Source organism: Synechococcus sp. MU1617 (assembly GCF_020514235.1).
In the GTDB taxonomy this organism is placed as follows: domain Bacteria; phylum Cyanobacteriota; class Cyanobacteriia; order PCC-6307; family Cyanobiaceae; genus Parasynechococcus.
Genome location: NZ_VTLB01000004.1, coordinates 218142 through 237040 on the forward strand (window position 1 = coordinate 218142; position 18899 = coordinate 237040).

An 18899-nucleotide genomic window follows, 5' to 3' on the forward strand; every position below is an offset into this window, starting at 1 on the left:
TGTCTCCCGAACCGCGGAAGAATGAAGCCATGGCGTCTCACTACCGCTGGCGACAACAGCTGCTTGGCAGCCTGCAAGGCCAGCTGCAGCTGGCTACCTATCTCGTGGTCTTTCTGGGCTTCACCGGTGCGTCCTCGGTGGGCCTGTTGATCGGTCAGCGCAACCTGTTGGCCAACGACCAGCAGTTGGCCCGCCAAAGCATCGCGCTGTGCGAAGACGCCATCACCGATCTGCAGGACGATCCAACCCGTCTTGAACAGGAATTGCTGTTCCACTCCAGCCCCAACACCAGCCTCTGGATCGAAGACAAAAACGGCGATTTGGTGCGGCCCCGCATCCACCAGGCCCTGCCGGACGCCGCGATCCAAACCGCCATGGCCACCAACCCCGGCCGTGAGCCGGGGCTGCAGCGCACCTTCGACATCGGCAATGAACGACTGCTGACAGAGCTGGTCAAGCAATTCCCCGACGGCTCACGCCTGTGGATGGCCCAACGGGCCAGCTCCAACCTTCAGGCCCTGAACAACTATCTGGTGTTGATGATCATGGTGTGGGGAAGCTGCCTGGCCATCACCCTGCTGAGCGTGAGCTGGGTGGTGCGGCGCGTGGTACAGCCCTTGGATCAGCTCAATGCCGCCAGCTCCCAACTGACGGCAGACACCCTGGCCACCGCCAAACTCCAGCTGGGCGAAGGCCCAATCGAAGTGATGCAGCTGAGCCGCACCTACAACGCCCTGCTGGAACGGCTGGCCCAGTCGTGGAGCCAGCAACGCCAGTTCGTGAGCGCCGTGAGCCACGAACTGCGCACCCCTCTCACCATCGTTCAGGGCTATCTGCACCGCACAATCAAACGGGGCGACAACCTCAGCCCCAATCAAGTGAAGGGGCTGCAGACCGCCGAGGAGGAAAGCATCCGCATGCGCCGGCTGCTGGACGATCTGCTGGATCTCTCCCGCGGCGACTCCGGCCGGTTGGCTATCGCCAAGGAGCCGGTACGCCTCGCCGAGCAACTGGAACAGGTGGCGGATCTGGCCCGCAACACCTTGAGCCGCCCGCTGCTGCTGGAGCTGCCTGAGGATCCAATGGCCCGTGATGCAGTGGCCCAGGCCGATCCGGCCCGCCTACGGCAGGTGTTGCTGGATCTGATTGAAAACGCCGCAAAGTATTCCCCTAAGGACGCGGCTATCCGCCTGGTGCTGCGTCAGCGCGACGGTGCCTCGTTGATCGATGTGATCGACCAAGGCATCGGCATTCCTGAGACAGAGCTCTACCAGGTGTTTGAGCGTTTTCAGCGCGGCAGCAACGCCCCCCTAAAAACTGGCTCAGGCTTAGGACTTTCCGTTGTGAAGCTGCTGGTGGAAGGCATGGGCGGCAGCATTGAAGTGCGCAGCAGCCTCGGCGAAGGCAGCTGCTTCACCGTGGTGTTGCCGTCATGATTCCGTTCCTGGTGTTCTGCTCACTGCTGATCCCGGTGAACCTCTGGGCTGCGATCACACCGCACATGCACAGCGATGTGTCGATGCGCATCCTGCATGGCATCTGCACGGTTGTTTTGATTCCCCTGCTGTGGACGCTCTGGGATCAACGGCGTTTGCTGCGGACTCTGCCTGCGCTGGTGTTGGCGATCTTTGCGACGGTGATGGTGGTGGTGAACAGTTGGATCACTGCCATGGGCATGGGCGTGCAATTCGGCTGGTTGGACCACCTCTTCCTGGCGCTGTCTGAAGTGGCGTTGAGCATGTTCTTCCTGATGGCACCGGAGCCCGAGCCGATCACGGATCCCTAACCCACCCCCTGGGAGCGGACCCTGCCTCCACGGCGGGTGCGTTGTTCCAGCTGCATCTGCAGCAACGGCAATCCAGGCGGCTGGTGGAGCTCAAAGCGATCCACGCCATCCAACACCACGCGGTTTTGATAACGGCTACCGCTACGGATCCCGCCCTGGAGATCAAAGGCCGGCCCGCAGCGCATCAACACATCACCGCGCCAGATCGCCGATGGCGCCAGTCCAAGGCTGTACACCACAGGATCCGAGCCATCTCGTGGCGTGATAGCGAGCTTCGGTTGCCGATCGGCCAAGGCACAGGGCCAATCGGCTGAAGGATCGGGGTTGATCTGCCAGCTGGAGGCACGCTCCAGATCGCCTTTCACCAACTCCAGCGTGCGCCGTTGCCATTGCTTCAACTGCAAGCTCTCGGCCAACGCGCCGCCTTGGCGCGTTTCGGCAAACAGGAGCTGAAACACCACACCGCAGAGCAGGCACCCCAACAGAGCCGCCAGCATCAACTCCACCAGCGTGAAGCCTTGAGCGGAGCGGGGCCTAAACATCACTAGGGAGGCAGAGGGAACTGCTCAGGGAGCCGCCTGGATCGCCCCGGTAAACACCAGAGCGGCTAATGCCCAGGGGAAGGCCAATCACCAGGCACAAGGCCTGGCCATGGCTGAGGTGAAACAACACCACCAGGCCGCCATCGAGCACGAAGCCATTGGTGCTGAAGCGAACGGCATCCGGCAGGTTGCTGCGCAGCTCCAAATCACCTGCACCGGTCTCCGCCAAGGCGGTCACACCCCAACGGCAGGCCGGCAGATCGCCCCCATGCGGGGCGATCCAACCAGTCGCGCTGAGCATCAGAGCACAGGGCTGGCGGTCCCGTTCGGCGGCCATCCGGCCCCTGTCGAGCCCCACCCGCAGCCGGCGCAGACCACTGTCCAGTTCCAAGCGCCGTCGTACAGCACTGGAGCTGGGAATCGCCAAGGTCACCAGGATCCCCAACAGCGCCACCACCACCAGGCACTCCACGAGGCTGAAGCCATTGGGCCCTTCTCCGCGCCTCTGATCACTCGGCATCGCTGACCTCCCGCGGGCAATTCCCCAGACCCGCTGGGGTGAACAACTGGCTCCGCTTGAACGGGATCCCAGCATCGGGATCCGTCAGTTCCACATCGAGCCAGAGGCCAGCCCCAGAGGCTTCGAACCGCCAAGACGACGAGAGGTCGGCGTCTTCAGGCAGGTCCGCCAGAACCCCTACCACCTCCTCACGATCCCAACGGCAGGCCTGATCAGCGATTGGAGCACTGGACAAAATACGACGACTAGCCAGGAGCCGTTGCTCCAGCAACTGCACCTGCTGATCGGTGCGGAGCGACGTGGCAGCAGCCTGGCTGGTGCGCGACCAACCCTGGAGCGACACCTGGCTGCTGATCCCAAGGATCAAAGCGGATACAACAACTTCCGTGATCGTCATGGCAGAAGCTCCAGATCCAGACGGCTCTGACGGCCATCACTCCAGCGCAGCTGCAGGGTTCCAGCCATCGCGCCAAGCGGTTGCCAATGCAACAGCTGCCAGGAACGATCAGCGACGCGACCGGATTGGAGGGCTGAAGGATTCGCCCCGGGGCAGCGCCCAGGTAGCTCCCACTCCGGGGAGGGCAACGCCAACAGGCAGGCATTGGCGCCAATGGACTGCTGTTGAAAGGCCATCGCCACCGAACGCTCGGCATCACGGGTCTGCACGGTGGCCAGCGCCTGACGACTGCGCTGACGCGTGTGCATGGCGAGGGTCTGCAACGACAAGCTGCTGAGCAGAAGCAGCGCCGAGGCGGTGAGCGCCAAGGGCAGGGCAAAACCCTGCTGATGTGGATCAGGCAATCGCATCCAAGCTCGACAAACGTTGGATGAAGCATTCCCCGCTGGTGTGCCGACTTAGCCTGAAGTGATTGCACCCAGCCCGTGAGCCCGGAGCCGAGCCGGCTGCTGATCGTCGATGACGACCCGGAACTGCTGCGGTTCCTCATGGAGGAACTCAGCGGCGCCGGCCACCACTGCACCGGCTGCGACAACGGTCAGGACGCACTGCTGCATTGGCGGCAAGAACAGTTCGATCTGGTGGTGCTCGACTGGACGCTACCGGACTTCTCTGGTGTGGAGCTGTGCCGCCGCCTGCGCAGCAGCGGCAACACCACCCCGGTGTTGATGCTCACCGCCCGCGACGATGTGGACGAACGGGTTCAGGCTCTCGACGCAGGCGTGGACGACTACCTGACCAAGCCGTTCAACCTCAAGGAACTGCACGCCCGGGTGCGAGCCCGGCTGCGTCGCGGCGGCTATGAACAAGACGCGCGCGGCGAAGCCAGCGGCATTGCACTCGGTGATCTGCTGCTGGATCCGATCGAACGCTGTGTGCAAAGGGGAGAGCGCGGCATTGCGCTCTCGCAGCGGGAGTTTGAACTACTGCTGTTCCTAGTGCGCAATGCCGACGAAGTGCAGTCGCGCCAAACGATTCTCGATGCCGTGTGGGGTATGCCATTTGTTGGCGACCCCAACACCCTCGATGTCTACATGGGCTACCTGCGCAAGAAGGTAGAAGCCAAAGGAGAGCCACAACTGCTGCACACGGTGCGGGGTGTGGGCTTCATGGCGCGGGTGGGGGAGCCAAAATCTTGAAGCGCAATTGCAGGTCGGCTCCACCCTCCGGGGCATCACCGATCAGCAGCTCGCCTTGCATCGCTTGCATCAGCAGCTTGACGATGGCCAGACCGATGCCGCTGCCTCGGGTGCCGATCGAGGTGCTACCGCGCACAAACCGTTCAAGAACTTGAGCTCTTTCCCCCTCGGGGATGCCGGGGCCTTGATCGCGCACATGCAGAGTCACAACGTCAGATGAGGCCGACACAGCCAGCTGCACCATGCCTACGGAGTAACCCAAGGCATTGTCGACAAGAGCCGCGAGACACTGCTGCAGCCGTTCGACATCGGCCGTAATGCGCGGCATCTCACCTTCAAACGGCGGTGCCAAACGCAGCCGAGCCGGGGCCAAAGATTGCAGCCGCTCGTAGGCATCCAGCACCACAAGCTCAGGATCCAGGGGTTCCAACTCAAGGGTGAGTCGGCCGGCATCACTGCGGGCTAGATCGAACATCACGCTGAGCAACTCCCCGAGGCGCTCCGCTTCTGCAGCAATCAAAGCCAGCTTGGCTTGACTCGCCTCAGGCAGCTCAGCTTGCAGGCTCTGGGCATGGCCGGAAATCACGGTGATCGGAGTGCGCAATTCATGGGCGACGCCATCCACAAAGCGCCGTTCCCGCTGCCATGCCTCCGCCAGGCGTGATTGCAACTGGTTGAAGGCCTCGACGATCGGCTGCAGTTCCTGCGACTGTCCGACTTGATCCAGAGTCCGCTGGCCAAGGGAATCGGCACCGAGGGAGGAAAGCTCATCGGCGAGCGACTGCAATGGCATGATCAGGCCACGCCAGAGCACCAGTCGGAACAGCAACGACACCAGCAAAAGCGACATCCCCGCTGCGGCAATCAGCAACAATTGATCCCGTCGTTGGCTCTGAACCGATGCGGTGATGTTCTGCCGTACCTCCATCAGCGCATTGCTGGAAGCCAGAGAAGGCAGCGTGCTTCTGCTGATCAGCCAATAGGCCCCGTCGATCCGGCGCAACGTTGGTGATTCATCCCGTGAATCAGCAGGCACCAGTGCAACTTGGACCCCAAAACCCTGGGGCAGTGGCAACGAGAGCTCACCAGCGCTGAGGCCATTGCGGATCTGATTCACCAGCCGCTGATGCCGCTCCGACCGTTCCGCATCTGCCAGCGCTGAACCAAAAGCGAACAAAGCGGTGTAGCCCGCCACCACCGCCAACAAGGAAGTGGATTGCAACCAGACCCGTAGAGACGGAAGAGAGCGCAGCGCCACGAATCTGAGAGAAAAACTAAGAGCGTTCTTAGGGAAGCTTTAGCCAGGGCTTCTTTGCGTGCCAACGGAACGCGTCATGGTTGTCATGTCGGCACCACAGGTGCACATCAACAATCAACACCTTTAACAATGACTTCCCTCAATTCCAAGCTTCAGCTGGCACTGCTCAACCGCAAAAAAGGTCGCAATCTGGTCGAGAAGGGCTTCACGCTCGTGGAGCTGATGATCGTGATTGTGATTGTTGGCATTCTTTCCGCAGTTGCGCTTCCAAACTTTCTAAGCCAAACGGATAAAGCCAAAGCAACTGAAGCAAAAAGCGTATCAAGTGCATATCTCAAACAAATCTATGCGGCATACCAGGAAGGCGGCTTATCAGCAGCAGGAGCCGCTATAGGAACTGGGAGCATCCCGTGCCCAGCAGAAACTAGATATTTCACATTTAACTGCCCAGATCCAGAGAACGCACAAACCAATCAGATTGTCGCCACGGGCAATTCAACAAGCGGGAGTCTCTTGGGATCAACCATCACATCATCGGTATATTTAACTGCCCAAGCGGCCGTAGCAGAAGTACCAAGTTCTACCGACCCTGTGACCGGCGCCGTAACCCCCGGACAACCAGCAATTCCGGCATTATCAAGTGGAACTATTGTGATCGGCAATCCAGTAGCGAGTGGAGGCTAGTCAAGCAAACTAACAAAGCCCTCTTTCGTAGACACTTAGCGAGAGGGGGCAAAAGCCAGGCCGACCAAAATGAAACAACCTCACAAAGGCTTTAAACGATTAGCCATCAGGCAATTCGAATCCACCCAGCTCAAGCATGACACTCTTGGCTTCACACTTAGCGAGTGCATGATGACAGTGGCAATCGCAGGGATACTTTCAAGCATTGCGCTCCCAAACTACCTCAACCAAGTTAATCGAACACGACAAAATGAAGTAGCTTCGACGGTTGCTCAAATCCAAACAACGATCGCTTCCTACGCCGATGAGTTTGGTCTGCTTCCAGAAAGCTGGGCCGATTTAAATGAGACGGCAGCAATCATGACGAACTCAGGCCCTGCAGATAAAAACAACTTTTCAGACATTACTTTACCAAACGAGTACTACACAATAAGAATTAATAATGCGAACAATAAATTCACCATCACTGCATTACGAATCGACGAACAAGATCTTTATGTCATTGGATGCCTGGATCTGACCAATGGCGCCAGTACCATCATCAAAGGCCCAAAAGAGAAAGAACCTGAAGAACCCTCAAATGAGCCTAAAGCAGTCATGAATGACTTTTGCCCTCATCCGTCAACCGCAAATGAACCTAATGTTGGGACCACCTAAAAGATCAAACCATCAGCGATCAGGCAAGTTTCCCAAGCAGGAGCAGGGGCTTTCGATGTTGATTGCCTTAATGATGGGGATGGTGCTGATGGCCGGCGTCACGGGATTACTGCTTCGGCAACTGATGGGCCGCAAGCTGGGCGCCGCTGAGAGTTATCAGCAGATGGCCGAAACGGCTGCCTTGAATGGATTCAACCGGATTCTCAGCGAACTCAATAACGATGACAACACGGTCTACAAGGGCTACCTGTTCACCCTCAATCATCACGGCGGGGATATTGATAGTTCTGGGAGTGAGAAATGGGGTTGGAACGCCTCCAACCAAGCTGATTTTCCTCTAAGAGAACTATGCACCAACCGCGGCCTATTGCCCGAGGCCGTGCCGGCCAGCGCAAGCACGGGAGAACCTCCCCACGTAGCACTGACGGAGAGCACATCCAGCCAACGGGACGATGGGAAAGCCAACATCCAACTTCAGTACCGATTACGGGGATACACCACCACGGCAACGGCCAGCAACAACGGTGCAGGGGAAGGACGCTTTCAAATCGAAGGCCTGGTGGTGCGCGATGGTGATGATCCAGGCAAGGGCTATCTCGCCAGAACCCTGCTGCTTCGTTCGCTCTATGTGAACTCGATTGTTGCCGGTGAAGGGGATTGGGCGGTGCTGGCGGGCCAAACACTCTCACTGGGAGACACCGAAATTCTGGACAGCAATGGAGCATCCGGGGATGGCAAGGTGCTGCTGAATGTCAACACTGCTGATCGCTATCTCACCGCCAACGGTTGCTTGCCCTACAACCTGCTCGAGGATGTAGGAGCCAGCAACACCAACGACAATCTCGAAAACAGAATTGTTCCCATCCTTGAGAAAGGATTGCCCACCAGCAATTTATGGAACCTTGGCCTGACCCAAGACAAAGCCAATAACTCCGACAAAAGCCGAGTTTGGAGCTTTGACGACACAGGCTCGTTAGACGACTGCGATGCCATTGCCTGCAGCCGTGATTCCAATTCAGCCAACGCTGAAGAACGTGATGATCTAGAAGAAGAGGGCGGTTCGGTGATCAGGCTCAGTGCCAGCGAACTCTGCAAAGGAACGGGAGACGACTGCCATATTTTTGTGGAACACATCAACCTGACAAATACGCGATTGCTGATCGAAACCAGTGCAAACCGCCCGGTGGTCCTGCATTTGGAATATCCCGGAACCTCCACAGTGGACCCCTCAGAACCGGGCATCAGCGGCAGCATCAACCTTGGCAGTGGTGCTCAGCTCTGCGGCGTCGACCCTGGCAGCGACGCCTGCAATGGCAAGCCAGAACAACTGATCATCTTGTCTGCTGCACCAAAACCCGGCGGTGTGCGCAGCTGCGGAGTATCGCCCTCAAGCGATACATACGTGCTCGCCTTTGATGGCGACAGTCTTCCTGCTGCCAGCGTGCATCTGCTTCCCGGCATTGTAAAAACAGGCACCAGCAGCACCAGCCTGAATGGGCTGATCTGGGCCGATGGGATATGCACCGATGCGGGCCCCTTCGACTTGATCACCGGCACCAGTGGCGACAGCACTGTTGTTCGTGATCTGAATGAACAGTGGGATTGGGAAAGCCAGAACTTTCCGGGCTACGGCCAGATGGTGACCCGCGGGATCCGCGGCACAGGCCTCGATACATTCCGGCGTTGGTAAGTCAACGCTCATCTAGCCCTCAGTTCCAGACAACAAAAATCAGTTAAAACAGTTTAGTAGAGCATTTCAATTGTTATTGAGTAACACCATCGGGTGAAGAACAGACCTCGCTATCGACACCAGAAGCGATCAAGGAAACCAGTTAATGGCTTTTCCATGGTCGAGGTGCTGATCGCAGGAATTCTTCTCGCCTCTGCATTAGCAGCGGTAAGTCGAATTTCGGTTGCAGCTTTGAGTGGCAGTGCCAACCTCTCAGATCGAGCAAGGATTGAAGCAGCGATTAATGACAATATTCAAGCCATGCAGAAAGAAGATTCCTACTACACCGATGAGTGGATCATCGACAATGGAGACAAAGAAGCCCTAAAAAGTGCTTGCACCAATCCCCCAGAAGCACTCAGCAGTCACCTCCAAACTGTCGCACCAGAACCTCGCATGGCAGCCATTAAACGCACGTTTGACATTAGTTCCATTCCTGGGATTCTGCGCATTGTCTACAGCTTTGAAGGCCCCGAACAACAGGTCAAAGCAGAACAAAGAATCATTGAAATGACCCCGAACTTTGCAGCCAAGTGTTACAGCACACGATGAAATCCAAATCAGCAGGTTTTTCACTCCTTGAACTTCTTGTAGGAATGGTGATCATCACCATCGGCCTATCGGCAGCGATTCCGTCCTACCTGCGCAACATGCGCCAGGGAGAGGTCGACCGCTTCACCCAGCAATTGGAAGCCGGCTTTTTTGGCCTGCGCGCCAAGCTCGGCCAACAGAAAACCAGTTGCACATTGAACTTCGACCAAAACGGGCTCAACAATTTCGTGCCCCCCTCTGATGTAGTGGAGATGAAGGAGCATCCGGAGCGGATCGAATGCTGCAACAGCGATATTGCAGCAGCAGGCCAGTCCAGCGGCTGTGCTTATGGGCCTGAAATTGGAACATTATTGGCTGAAGGATCCAGTGGCGATGAAAAGACAAAAATCATCCGCGACCGTTCGCTGCGCCTGCTCGATCGGGAGGGAACACCAGAATCAGAAGCGGTGGAAGTGAGCGTGAATCTGGCGAGCTATCAGCTCACGCCCCCTGGAACCAGCACCATGTCGGACGATCTTATTTTTCTGATTCGATCCACCAACACCCAGGAACAACGCCTACGCACCCGCTGCCTGCAAATTTCAGGAACGGGAACGATTGTGCGAGCCAGTTGGGATGCCTCGACCTCCAGCTGCGTGAAATAAAAATCTCTCACGCACTCCTCAGAGCATCATCACCCCTATCCCAGATCATCGGCCTCACAATCGACGACAGTACAAAGATCAAGCTGTAAATGGGTCATGAAACCAAGAGCCTTGCTTGCCAACATTCAACGCAAGCCAGGACGGAACGGCTTTGCCGGCATGAGCGAATTGGTCATTACAGCGGGAGTTGGAACACTTTTAATCATGGCCTCTGGCGTGGCTCTGCAATCCACTGGAACGCTGATCAAGCAATCTGAAGATAAAACCACACTGCGCCAGAATTCCACCAATGGCCTCCGGCTCATGCGCTCAGAAGTTGAGCGCAGCATGCACCTTGTGATCGATAAATCAGAAACGTTTGCGGCTGATCAAACCCATATCAATTTGAATGACAGCCGCTATACATCCTTGGTGAACGACTGCACAGCTCTGGCTGGCAATCGCCCCTTCAAGCCCTTGTTTGGCGTCAAAATGATTGAGTTGAATCAACCCGTTCTCTATGGCATAAGCCTGGGATCAGGTGGATTCACGATTGAACGCTGTGGTGCACCGCTGAATCCAGATGGAAAATACAACGAAACGGCGGATGTGTTTCTCTCTCGCGTCCTTGAAAACATCGGCGCCATTCCCTGCCGAAAGGAAAGCGAACTCAAGGAAGGCGAAAGCCTGGCCACCGTTTGTGAAGAGGATGGCCCCACCAAGGCCGAGATTCTGAACAGCACAGATTTCACCTTCACTTCAGGGAAAACCCCGAGCCGGTCAGAACGCCAACCCGCCCTGCGGATTGAAACCGACACCAACTACAAATTGGTGAAGTTCATCGACCCCACCGCAGCAGGCGAGGGGCAAGATGAAGACACCATCACCGAAAGCTTCATCAACAAGCTGGGGGTGGGCGACAGACAGGTGACCTATCAACCTCTGTATTTCACCGCTTTCGCGCGTGCCGACAAACGCGTCGACAACTTCGGCGGTGAAGGCCAGGGAGGACCGCTCAACGGAGCCTTCTTCCAGAACATCACCAGCAGCAATGTGCGCTTTGTGATCGACGGATCAGGCTCGATGAGCGCCTGCATGATGTGGGGAGATGGTTATGGCTCCTGGCGCACCTTTTACGACCCAAACCAAGGGCGCTACCGGGACACCCGTCGGATTTGCGCGTTAACCCGGATGGAATCCTTGATCAGTGAAATGACGATGATCCTTGAGCAGCTGCCCAACAACACCAAGGTGGGGCTCACCTCCTTCAGCTCAAATGGCTATGGAAACCACAAAGAGTGGAATGAATCAACAAGTGGACTGGTGCGTTTGGGTGATGAGGGCAAGCGCGACTCAGCCATTCAGTTTGTTAACACCCTGGACAACGACAGGGTGACCCGATGGGGTGGAACCGATCCCTGGAACGCCATCCAATCAGCCTTTGACGACACGGAGGCTGACACGCTGTATTTGATGTCGGACGGTCGACCCAACCGGGATCGCAATGGCGGCAACTGGTCAAGTTGGGATCACCAACCCACAGCCAATTACTACGCAGGGGAAAATGACGATCGCCAACATAACGGGGAAGACCGGGCACTGATTGTGAACACAACTTCCCTCGGCCTGGAGTCACCCTGGCTGGAAAAACTTTCTGAACTAACGCAGGGCTATTACAACCAAATCGACAAAGATTCTCTGACTGAGGGAGAAGACGACGTGAGTTAATCCATCAAATGAGGGAAGGGGGCTTGGTTTTAGCTCCCCCCTCCATCGTTGAGCTTGAGCACAGCCATAAAGGCCTCCTGCGGCACATCCACCTTGCCCATGGCCTTCATCCGCTTCTTGCCCTTGGCCTGCTTCTTCAGCAGTTTCTTCTTCCGTGAGATGTCACCGCCATAGCACTTGGCAAGCACATCCTTGCGGATGGCACTGATGCTGGTGGAGGCAATGATCCGGCTTCCAATCGAGGCCTGAATGGGGATCTTGAACTGCTGGCGTGGAATCAGCTCCTTGAGTTTCTCCACCAAGGCCTTGCCCACGTTGTAGGCCTTGTCTTGGTGGACGATCGTGGTGAGGGCATCGGCCCGCTCGCCGTTGATCAACACATCCAGACGCACCAGCTGGTTCTTGCGGTAACCGATCAGGCTGTATTCCATCGACGCATAGCCCTGGGTGCGCGTCTTCATCTGATCGAAGAAGTCGGTCACCACCTCCGCCAGCGGTAACTCGTAGATCAACGTCACCCGATCGGTGGTGATGTATTTCATGTCGATGTAGTCACCCCGCCGCTCCTGGCAGAGGCCCATCAGTGCGCCGTTGTATTCATTTGGCGCATAGATCTCCATCTTCACGTAGGGCTCTTCGATCGACTCACGCTTTTGCGGATCGGGAAGCGTGGCGGGGTTGTCCACCATCACTTCGGAGCCATCGATCATGTTCACCTTGTAGATCACCGATGGCGCGGTGACGATCAGATCAAGGTCGTATTCACGCTCAAGCCGCTCCTGCACGATTTCCATGTGCAGCAGGCCAAGGAAGCCGCAACGGAAGCCGAAGCCCATGGCGCTGCTGGTTTCCGGCTCGTACTTCAGCGCTGCATCCGAGAGCTGCAACTTGTCGAGGGCATCGCGCAGATCGGGGTACTGATCGGCCTCGGTGGGGAAGAGGCCGCAGAACACCATTGGCTTGGCCTCGGTGTAACCCGGTAAAGCCTTATCCGCCGGTGCGTTCACCAGGGTGATGGTGTCGCCGACGCGGGCATCAGCCACCGCCTTGATCGACGCCGCCAGGTAGCCCACTTCACCGGCGTGGAGTTCATCCACCTTCTTCTGATCCGGCGCCATGATCCCGATCTCATCGAGCTCATAGGTCTTCTTGCTGGCCATCAGCAGCACCTTGTCTTTGCAGCTGATCCGGCCGCTCATCACACGGAAATACACGATCACGCCCCGGTAGGGGTCGTAATACGAATCGAAGATCAGTGCCTTGGTGGGCTCCTCTACTGCATCCTTCGGCGGCGGCACCCGGTCGACCACGGCCTGCAGGATCTCGGGCACCCCCAAGCCGGTCTTGGCCGAGCAAGAGATGGCGTTGCTGCAATCGAGCCCGATAATCGCCTCGACCTCTTCCTTGATCCTGTCCGGATCCGCACCGGGAAGATCGATCTTGTTGAGCACCGGGATGATCTCGAGATCATTGTCCAGCGCCAGATACACGTTGGCCAGGGTCTGGGCTTCCACCCCCTGGCTGGCATCCACCACCAGCAATGCCCCTTCGCAGGCCTGAAGGCTGCGGCTCACCTCATAGGAAAAGTCAACGTGGCCAGGGGTGTCGATCAGATTGAGGACGTACTCCTCTCCATCGGCAGCGGTGTAGTTCATCCGGGCGGCCTGGAGCTTGATTGTGATCCCTCGCTCCCTCTCCAGATCCATGTTGTCCAGGAACTGCTCCTGCATGTCCCGATTGGCCACCGTCCCGGTGTCCTGCAGCAACCGGTCGGCCAGGGTCGACTTGCCGTGGTCGATGTGGGCAATGATGCAGAAGTTACGGATCCGTGAGACGGGGGCGTCGGTCATGCAGCGGCGGAATCCCGTCTCGGGTCCAGAGTTAGTCGTTGTCTCAATCCTAAGGAGCGGCACCAGAGGTCATGAGCAATCCCTGGACCCTGTTGCTGCTGGCGATCAGCGCTGAGGTGATCGGCACCTCCTGCCTGCGCTTGTCAGAAGGCATGACCCGACCGCTGCCCACCCTGCTGGTGTTCAGCGCCTACGCCCTTGCCATGGCCCTGCTCTCCAAGGTGGTGCTGAGCATTCCCCTGGGGATCACCTATGCCCTCTGGAGCGGCATCGGCACCGTGGTGATCGTGCTGGTGGGGCGATTCGCCTACAGCCAGATGCTGCAGCCCGCCCAATTGATCGGCATCGCCCTGATCACCGCAGGTGTGGTCTTGGTGAACCTGGGGGAATGACCTTCAAGGGGTGAGCCCCAGCAGGGCATCGCTGCGCCCCCGCATCCGCTGCAGCACCTGCGGATCCTGCTGCGGATCCTCATGGATGCTGGGCAACAGCGCTTGCAGACGCTGCTGCCAGGCCTCGCTGTCGAGCCGTTGCTTGAAACAGCGCTGCAGCACCTCCAACATGATCGTGACGGCCGTGCTTGCTCCTGGGGAGGCCCCCAACAACGCCGCCAGGGAGCCATCACCGGAGGCCACCACCTCGGTTCCCAACTGCAGCCGTCCGCCCTGCTTGCTGCGTTTGATGATCTGAACCCGCTGGCCCGCCACCGAGAGCGTCCAGTCTTCGGCGCGGGCGGTAGGCATGAATTGCTGCAGCGCCTCATGCCGCTCCGCAGGGCTCTGGCGCAGCTGATTGATCAAGTACTGCACCAGTTCGAAATTGGTGGCACCCACCTGCAGCATTGGCACCAAATTTGTGGCGCGCACGGAAGCAGGCAAATCCAGCAAGGAGCCCTGCTTAAGGAACTTACTGCTGAAACCTGCGAAAGGGCCGAACAACAGCGAGCGCTTACCATCGATCCAGCGGGTGTCGAGGTGAGGAACCGACATCGGTGGAGCCCCCACCGCCGCCTTGCCGTAGACCTTGGCCCGCTGACGATCGGCCAGCTGCGCATCACCGCAGACGAGCCAAAGGCCACTCACCGGGAAGCCAGCAAAATCAGCCGCTTCTGGAATCCCAGAGCGTTGCAGCAGTGGCAGGGCACCCCCACCAGCACCGAGGAAGACAAAGGGCGCCCGCACCTCTTTTTTGCCCGAGGGCCCCTTGAGCACCACGCTCCAATCGGCCTCGGTCATGTCGCTGCGGCGCAGGCGTTTGAGGTCTTGCACCTGAGTGCCGTACTCAACGGTGAGTGCTCCGCTCTGCTGCAAGGGCATCAGATAGGCCCTGGTGAGGGTGCCGAAATCCACGTCCGTGCCCCGATCAATCCGGGTGGCCGCTACCGGCTGTTTGAGATCACGGCCCGCCATCACCAGGGGCATCCATTCGGTGAGCTCGCTCTGGTCTTCGCTCCAGCGCATCCGCGCAAAGGCCGGCAGCTCCTTCAGCTGGCTGTAGCGCTGACGCAGAAAGGCAATGTTCTCCGGCGTCCAGACGGCGCTGATGTGGGCCGCCTGGTGGAGAAAGCTGCCGGTGTCGAGATCGCCCCGCTCCCGCAGCGACCCCCAGAACTCCAGGCTGCGTTCAAACGAGGCATTGATGGCCACCGCTTTGGCCGTGGTAACCGTGCCATCCGCCTGCATTGGGGTGTAGTTCAGCTCGCAGTTGGCGGCATGGCCAGTGCCGGCGTTGTTCACCGCGGCGCTGCTCTCCAGAGCAGGCGCCTCGAGCCGCTCCACCAGAAGAATCCGCAGCTGCGGGTCAAGTTCATGCAGCAGCGCCGCCAGGGTGGCGCTCATGATTCCAGCGCCCACGAGCACGGCGTCGTAACGGGCCTCGGGGTTGAACGAACCGTCGTGCTGCACCGGAGCTGGAGGGTTAACCGCTCTCGTCACCATATGGGGCCACTCCGTAACCTTGAGGAGTTGATGTCTGGTTCATCCCGATGAGCACTGAAACCATGGCCCTCACGTTGGAGAACGTGGAGAAGGTGCTGGATGAACTGCGCCCCTTCCTGATGGCCGACGGCGGCAACGTTGAAGTGGTGGAGCTGGACGGTCCGATCGTGAAGGTGCGTCTGCAGGGAGCCTGCGGAAGCTGCCCCAGCAGCACCATGACCTTGAAGATGGGCATCGAGCGCAAAATGCGCGAGTCGATCCCCGAAGTGAGTGAAGTGGTGCAGGTACTCTGAAGCGCCTTTTCGTCTACGGATCACTGAAGATCAACGGCAGCGCCCATCACTTGCTCAAGGGCACCAACCGCGACAGCGACGGAATCGTCGATGGCTTCGTCTTGATCGACTACCAGGGCTATCCGATGCTCCAGTGGGGGGATGGGTCCGTGACAGGAGAGATCTACTGGGTGCCCGACCCTTGCTTGCCCGATTTGGATGCTTGGGAGGAGGTACCCGAGGTGTACCAACGCAGCAGCGCGACCCTCAGGGATGGGCGGAGCGTGTGGCTCTATGAAGCAGCTCCAAGAATTAATTAATCGAGGGAAATAAAATCCACAAAGCGAAATTTTTCGCACTGCACATTTACAGAAAATAAAAAAATCATGCCTTAGACCAAAGGCATGCCTAGCGAGGTATGCCCATGCAGGCAGCACCAAAGCCGATCAACGAAGCAGCCCGGCTGAGATCACTCAGTGAATATCGAATTCTGGGAACGAAGCCTGAAAAAGCTTTTGACAACATCACCCGGATGGCCTCAGAGATCTGCCAATCTCCGATCGCTCTGATCTCCTTGGTGGATGAAAAGCGTCAGTGGTTCAAATCGAAGGTGGGCCTTGAGGCCAGCGAAACCGACCGAGACATCTCCTTTTGCGCCCATACGATCCTCGATTCCAAGCCTCTGGTGGTGGAGGACGCGCTGTTTCATGAGAAATTCCGCGACAACCCACTCGTGCAGGAAGCACCCCACATCCGGCTCTATGCAGGCTTCCCCCTGAAAACCGACATCAACCACCGCATTGGAACGCTTTGCGTGATTGATCGGATTCCCAAATCACTCACCAATTCGCAATACAAGGTGATGGAAGGCCTGGCGGAACAAGCCACCACTCTATTGGAACTCAGACGCCGATCCCTGGCCCTGATGGATGAGTTCTGTCAGATGCATCACGCTCAAGGGTTGGTCACCACTTGCAGTTACTGCAAATCCATCCGTGACAGGGAAGGGTTCTGGCAACCGATCGAACGATTCCTGATGCAGCACAGCACGCTGAATTTCAGCCATGGCATCTGCCCCGAATGCATGAACGAGCACTTTCCCGACGTGCAAAGCAGTCGAGCGGAGTCGTCAAACAATCACGGTTGAGCCAATTGGAGCTGGGCGATGGGCAACGGCGACACCACGAACACTTGACATCGCCGGAAAATAAAAAGGAAATTCAAGTGATGCGTCATGCGAATTGCAGATTTTCTGTATCGCAAACTCGGGCTGAATATCTTCAAAGCAGCACCTCACCTGAGAACGCAAACGCCCAATACTCCCGTGCCTGCGGTGGTTGAGCAGGAACCCGAACCACCGAGCCCAGTCAACACATCAACAGCCGATGTGATTCACATTGGTCCCAGGGGTGGTCGCTACAAAGTCGACGCCAAAGGTCGCAAGGTGTATCTCAAGGCCAGCTGAAGCATTTCAGATCTAACGAGCTGGCAGGACCAACTGAGTTGAAATACCGATCGATTGGCTTTGTTATCAATAAAAACCACCACGGATTCAGTCTGAACGACAAGGTTGATTCACGTTGGGAGATCGAGATGAATGCTGGTCCTGCTTGTCCCATCCGATTTAACAGCCTTGAACAGCGAAATGAATCGCTCGCCAAGCAATGCCTGACGGCAGCTGAAATCGAATGGCGACGTTGGTCGGGCTGGCAGATGGAACGCACGGCGGCAAAACAGTTCAGAAAAAAGTGGTCTTGAGTCGTTGAACAAGGCACCACAGCACTAGCCAGCAACTCTGGGGACACCTGAGTCCACAAAGAGATGGTCGAAGAAAGCCCTCGGAGATGAAATGCATGCGGATCCCGCATAACAAAAGGGCCAGACAGGCGCCTGAGTTAAAATACTGGAAATCCGCTTAGTCGGTCCTGTTCTGGCGCCCAGCTCTAAGCGGAAGTCACCTTAGGCGGCCAATGTCATAAATGTATATGAGTGGCATTGTTAGAGAAGAACCGATAACGGAGTTCAGCAGATTGGAGGACGTCAATCTCCTCCCACTGAACCAGTTCATCTGGCCGAGATTTAATTTTATTGCTCAGGACAGAAATTTAAGTGATGAAAACACTGGCCTCTCCCTCTACACCGGAGAAGAAGAGATTCTGATTTCAGGAAATCGATATTCCTTGCGCGAGCATAACGATCCCGGAAGCATCTACCTCTTCAACGATCCAGAATTCTTAAGCCAGTCCTCTTGGATTGACCTCGACGGCAACATCACCAAAGAAGACGGCTCCGCTCCTCTAAATGGCGAACAGGGCAATCAGTCAGGCGATGACCTCATCTCCAATTTTCAACTCGTTGATTACAACGGCAACTTCAGCCTCTGGGATCAATATCAACGCGACTACTCCGTTGCTCTCCTCTCTGATACTCAAGGCCAATACGTCCTCATCCAGGACCGTAACCTTGACGATGGCAATGACGGCACAGATACTCTCCGCAATGTCAATGAAATCTTCTTCCAAAACGGAGAAATAGTTGCCCTCTCACCTCTCAACAGCTGGGGCGGATACAATCCCAACTACCCCTTCTCCAATCCACAGTTCCTAAGCCAGTCCTCTTGGATTGACCTGGACGGCAACGTCACCAGAGACGACGGCTCCTCTCCACTCTACGGAGAACAGGGCAATCAATCCGGTGATGACCTCATTCTTGGTTTTAATGAGGTTGCTTACTGGGATTCTGGAGATCAATGGTCCAACAACTCCGCTCTTTCCATTGCTCGCCTTCGTGACGAACAGGGCGATTACTTCATCGTTCAAGACCGCTCAGATTCACCAGATAACCAAGGCACTGACACCCTCCGACGCGTCGATACTCTCAATATCAATGGAGCCCAGTGGGATCTAACGGGCTTCGGACAAGGTGACTATTACTTCGCTGATCAGAACTACAGCAACAAAGACATCTGGATTGACCTGGACGGCAACGTCGCTCTAATCGATTCCTACGGCAATCCCATTCCCACTGGCCCGGGGATGCAGGGCAATCAATCCGGTGATGACCTCATTCTTGGTTTTAATGAGGTTGCTTACTGGGATTCTGGAGATCAATGGTCCAACAACTCCGCTCTTTCCATTGCTCGCCTTCGTGACGAACAGGGCGATT

Annotated in this window: 23 protein-coding genes; 16 read left to right on the forward strand and 7 right to left on the reverse strand. The window is 57.2% G+C overall.

The window, feature by feature from the left end:
- Positions 1-29 precede the first annotated feature (29 nt).
- Positions 30-1436, forward strand: coding sequence for a sensor histidine kinase KdpD (locus FZZ90_RS10150; protein ID WP_226425664.1), 1407 nt, complete (start codon positions 30-32; stop codon positions 1434-1436).
- Entirely contained in the window at positions 1433-1786 is a 354-nt protein-coding gene (locus FZZ90_RS10155; protein WP_226425665.1) for a hypothetical protein, read from the forward strand. The genes FZZ90_RS10150 and FZZ90_RS10155 overlap by 4 nt, the downstream gene beginning before the upstream one ends.
- Here FZZ90_RS10155 and FZZ90_RS10160 read toward each other — a convergent pair.
- From FZZ90_RS10160 to FZZ90_RS10175, 4 genes are read right to left on the reverse strand one after another with little or no spacing between them, the layout of a single operon-like run.
- On the reverse strand, positions 1783-2328 hold the full coding sequence (locus FZZ90_RS10160) for a prepilin-type N-terminal cleavage/methylation domain-containing protein (RefSeq protein ID WP_226425666.1): 546 nt from the start codon (positions 2326-2328) through the stop codon (positions 1783-1785). The genes FZZ90_RS10155 and FZZ90_RS10160 overlap by 4 nt on opposite strands.
- Entirely contained in the window at positions 2321-2848 is a 528-nt protein-coding gene (locus FZZ90_RS10165) for a Tfp pilus assembly protein FimT/FimU (protein ID WP_226425667.1), read from the reverse strand. Before FZZ90_RS10165 ends, FZZ90_RS10160 begins: the two co-directional genes overlap by 8 nt.
- Positions 2838-3245: a hypothetical protein gene (locus tag FZZ90_RS10170; RefSeq protein ID WP_226425668.1), complete on the reverse strand. Its 408-nt coding sequence runs from the start codon at positions 3243-3245 to the stop codon at positions 2838-2840. Before FZZ90_RS10170 ends, FZZ90_RS10165 begins: the two co-directional genes overlap by 11 nt.
- Positions 3242-3649 carry a hypothetical protein gene (locus tag FZZ90_RS10175; RefSeq protein ID WP_226425669.1) on the reverse strand — a complete coding sequence of 136 codons (408 nt, stop codon included), beginning with the start codon at positions 3647-3649 and terminating at the stop codon, positions 3242-3244. The genes FZZ90_RS10170 and FZZ90_RS10175 overlap by 4 nt, the downstream gene beginning before the upstream one ends.
- An 81-nt stretch (positions 3650-3730) precedes the next feature.
- On the opposite strand from FZZ90_RS10175, the gene FZZ90_RS10180 reads away from it, so the two are divergent.
- Entirely contained in the window at positions 3731-4444 is a 714-nt protein-coding gene (locus tag FZZ90_RS10180; RefSeq protein WP_226425670.1) for a response regulator transcription factor, read from the forward strand.
- Here the strand turns inward: FZZ90_RS10180 and FZZ90_RS10185 are convergent.
- On the reverse strand, positions 4413-5702 hold the full coding sequence (locus FZZ90_RS10185) for a HAMP domain-containing sensor histidine kinase (RefSeq protein WP_226425671.1): 1290 nt from the start codon (positions 5700-5702) through the stop codon (positions 4413-4415). The two genes, FZZ90_RS10180 and FZZ90_RS10185, sit on opposite strands and share 32 nt — an antisense overlap.
- A gap of 129 nt (positions 5703-5831) precedes the next feature.
- Here FZZ90_RS10185 and FZZ90_RS12855 point away from each other — a divergent pair, with 129 nt between their 5' ends.
- The 6 genes from FZZ90_RS12855 (at position 5832) to FZZ90_RS10215 (ending at position 11675) form a co-directional block, all read left to right on the forward strand.
- The gene (locus FZZ90_RS12855) at positions 5832-6386 is read left to right on the forward strand and encodes a type IV pilin protein (RefSeq protein WP_304623291.1); all 555 of its coding nucleotides are present in this window, start codon (positions 5832-5834) and stop codon (positions 6384-6386) included.
- 69 nt (positions 6387-6455) lie between these two features.
- Positions 6456-7043, forward strand: a complete 588-nt coding sequence (locus tag FZZ90_RS10195) for a type IV pilin protein (protein ID WP_226425672.1) — start codon at positions 6456-6458, stop codon at positions 7041-7043.
- A 55-nt stretch (positions 7044-7098) separates the two neighbouring features.
- Positions 7099-8733 (forward strand): hypothetical protein, encoded by a 1635-nt coding sequence (locus FZZ90_RS10200; protein WP_226425673.1) that lies wholly within the window; start codon positions 7099-7101, stop codon positions 8731-8733.
- A 156-nt stretch (positions 8734-8889) separates the two neighbouring features.
- Positions 8890-9324, forward strand: a complete 435-nt coding sequence (locus FZZ90_RS10205; protein ID WP_226425675.1) for a hypothetical protein — start codon at positions 8890-8892, stop codon at positions 9322-9324.
- On the forward strand, positions 9321-9968 hold the full coding sequence (locus tag FZZ90_RS10210; RefSeq protein WP_226425676.1) for a type II secretion system protein: 648 nt from the start codon (positions 9321-9323) through the stop codon (positions 9966-9968). The genes FZZ90_RS10205 and FZZ90_RS10210 overlap by 4 nt, the downstream gene beginning before the upstream one ends.
- Before the next feature lie 303 nt (positions 9969-10271).
- A complete protein-coding gene (locus FZZ90_RS10215) occupies positions 10272-11675 on the forward strand; it encodes a vWA domain-containing protein (RefSeq protein ID WP_226425677.1) in 1404 nt (467 codons plus the stop codon).
- A gap of 29 nt (positions 11676-11704) precedes the next feature.
- Here the strand turns inward: FZZ90_RS10215 and lepA are convergent, their stop codons facing one another.
- Complete coding sequence (gene lepA, locus FZZ90_RS10220; protein ID WP_226425678.1) at positions 11705-13525, reverse strand: translation elongation factor 4; 1821 nt, start codon at positions 13523-13525, stop codon at positions 11705-11707.
- Between the two features lie 71 nt (positions 13526-13596).
- Between lepA and FZZ90_RS10225 the strand changes: the two genes are divergently transcribed.
- Positions 13597-13917 (forward strand): multidrug efflux SMR transporter, encoded by a 321-nt coding sequence (locus FZZ90_RS10225; protein WP_186542016.1) that lies wholly within the window; start codon positions 13597-13599, stop codon positions 13915-13917.
- 3 nt (positions 13918-13920) lie between these two features.
- Here FZZ90_RS10225 and FZZ90_RS10230 read toward each other — a convergent pair whose 3' ends face one another.
- Positions 13921-15429 carry a malate:quinone oxidoreductase gene (locus FZZ90_RS10230; RefSeq protein WP_226425703.1) on the reverse strand — a complete coding sequence of 503 codons (1509 nt, stop codon included), beginning with the start codon at positions 15427-15429 and terminating at the stop codon, positions 13921-13923.
- A gap of 80 nt (positions 15430-15509) precedes the next feature.
- Here FZZ90_RS10230 and FZZ90_RS10235 point away from each other — a divergent pair, with 80 nt between their 5' ends.
- From FZZ90_RS10235 to FZZ90_RS10260, 6 genes are all read left to right on the forward strand, one after another.
- The gene (locus FZZ90_RS10235) at positions 15510-15755 is read left to right on the forward strand and encodes a NifU family protein (RefSeq protein ID WP_011128549.1); all 246 of its coding nucleotides are present in this window, start codon (positions 15510-15512) and stop codon (positions 15753-15755) included.
- Positions 15752-16054, forward strand: coding sequence for a gamma-glutamylcyclotransferase (locus FZZ90_RS10240; RefSeq protein WP_226425704.1), 303 nt, complete (start codon positions 15752-15754; stop codon positions 16052-16054). The genes FZZ90_RS10235 and FZZ90_RS10240 overlap by 4 nt, the downstream gene beginning before the upstream one ends.
- Before the next feature lie 104 nt (positions 16055-16158).
- On the forward strand, positions 16159-16881 hold the full coding sequence (locus FZZ90_RS10245) for a GAF domain-containing protein (RefSeq protein WP_226413309.1): 723 nt from the start codon (positions 16159-16161) through the stop codon (positions 16879-16881).
- A 177-nt stretch (positions 16882-17058) separates the two neighbouring features.
- Entirely contained in the window at positions 17059-17199 is a 141-nt protein-coding gene (locus tag FZZ90_RS10250) for a hypothetical protein (protein ID WP_226425679.1), read from the forward strand.
- Between the two features lie 38 nt (positions 17200-17237).
- Positions 17238-17492, forward strand: coding sequence for a hypothetical protein (locus FZZ90_RS10255; protein ID WP_226425680.1), 255 nt, complete (start codon positions 17238-17240; stop codon positions 17490-17492).
- 272 nt (positions 17493-17764) lie between these two features.
- The coding region (locus FZZ90_RS10260; protein WP_226425681.1) for a hypothetical protein at positions 17765-18899 on the forward strand (1135 nt) is incomplete at its 3' end.

Coding starts and splice junctions, on each gene's coding strand:
- FZZ90_RS10150 (WP_226425664.1), top strand. CDS start 30: ATGGCGTCTCACTACCGCTGGCGACAACAGCTGCTTGGCAGCCTGCAA.
- FZZ90_RS10155 (WP_226425665.1), top strand. CDS start 1,433: ATGATTCCGTTCCTGGTGTTCTGCTCACTGCTGATCCCGGTGAACCTC.
- FZZ90_RS10160 (WP_226425666.1), bottom strand. CDS start 2,328: ATGTTTAGGCCCCGCTCCGCTCAAGGCTTCACGCTGGTGGAGTTGATG.
- FZZ90_RS10165 (WP_226425667.1), bottom strand. CDS start 2,848: ATGCCGAGTGATCAGAGGCGCGGAGAAGGGCCCAATGGCTTCAGCCTC.
- FZZ90_RS10170 (WP_226425668.1), bottom strand. CDS start 3,245: ATGACGATCACGGAAGTTGTTGTATCCGCTTTGATCCTTGGGATCAGC.
- FZZ90_RS12855 (WP_304623291.1), top strand. CDS start 5,832: ATGACTTCCCTCAATTCCAAGCTTCAGCTGGCACTGCTCAACCGCAAA.
- FZZ90_RS10195 (WP_226425672.1), top strand. CDS start 6,456: ATGAAACAACCTCACAAAGGCTTTAAACGATTAGCCATCAGGCAATTC.
- FZZ90_RS10200 (WP_226425673.1), top strand. CDS start 7,099: ATGTTGATTGCCTTAATGATGGGGATGGTGCTGATGGCCGGCGTCACG.
- FZZ90_RS10205 (WP_226425675.1), top strand. CDS start 8,890: ATGGTCGAGGTGCTGATCGCAGGAATTCTTCTCGCCTCTGCATTAGCA.
- FZZ90_RS10210 (WP_226425676.1), top strand. CDS start 9,321: ATGAAATCCAAATCAGCAGGTTTTTCACTCCTTGAACTTCTTGTAGGA.
- FZZ90_RS10215 (WP_226425677.1), top strand. CDS start 10,272: ATGCGCTCAGAAGTTGAGCGCAGCATGCACCTTGTGATCGATAAATCA.
- lepA (WP_226425678.1), bottom strand. CDS start 13,525: ATGACCGACGCCCCCGTCTCACGGATCCGTAACTTCTGCATCATTGCC.
- FZZ90_RS10225 (WP_186542016.1), top strand. CDS start 13,597: ATGAGCAATCCCTGGACCCTGTTGCTGCTGGCGATCAGCGCTGAGGTG.
- FZZ90_RS10235 (WP_011128549.1), top strand. CDS start 15,510: ATGAGCACTGAAACCATGGCCCTCACGTTGGAGAACGTGGAGAAGGTG.
- FZZ90_RS10245 (WP_226413309.1), top strand. CDS start 16,159: ATGCAGGCAGCACCAAAGCCGATCAACGAAGCAGCCCGGCTGAGATCA.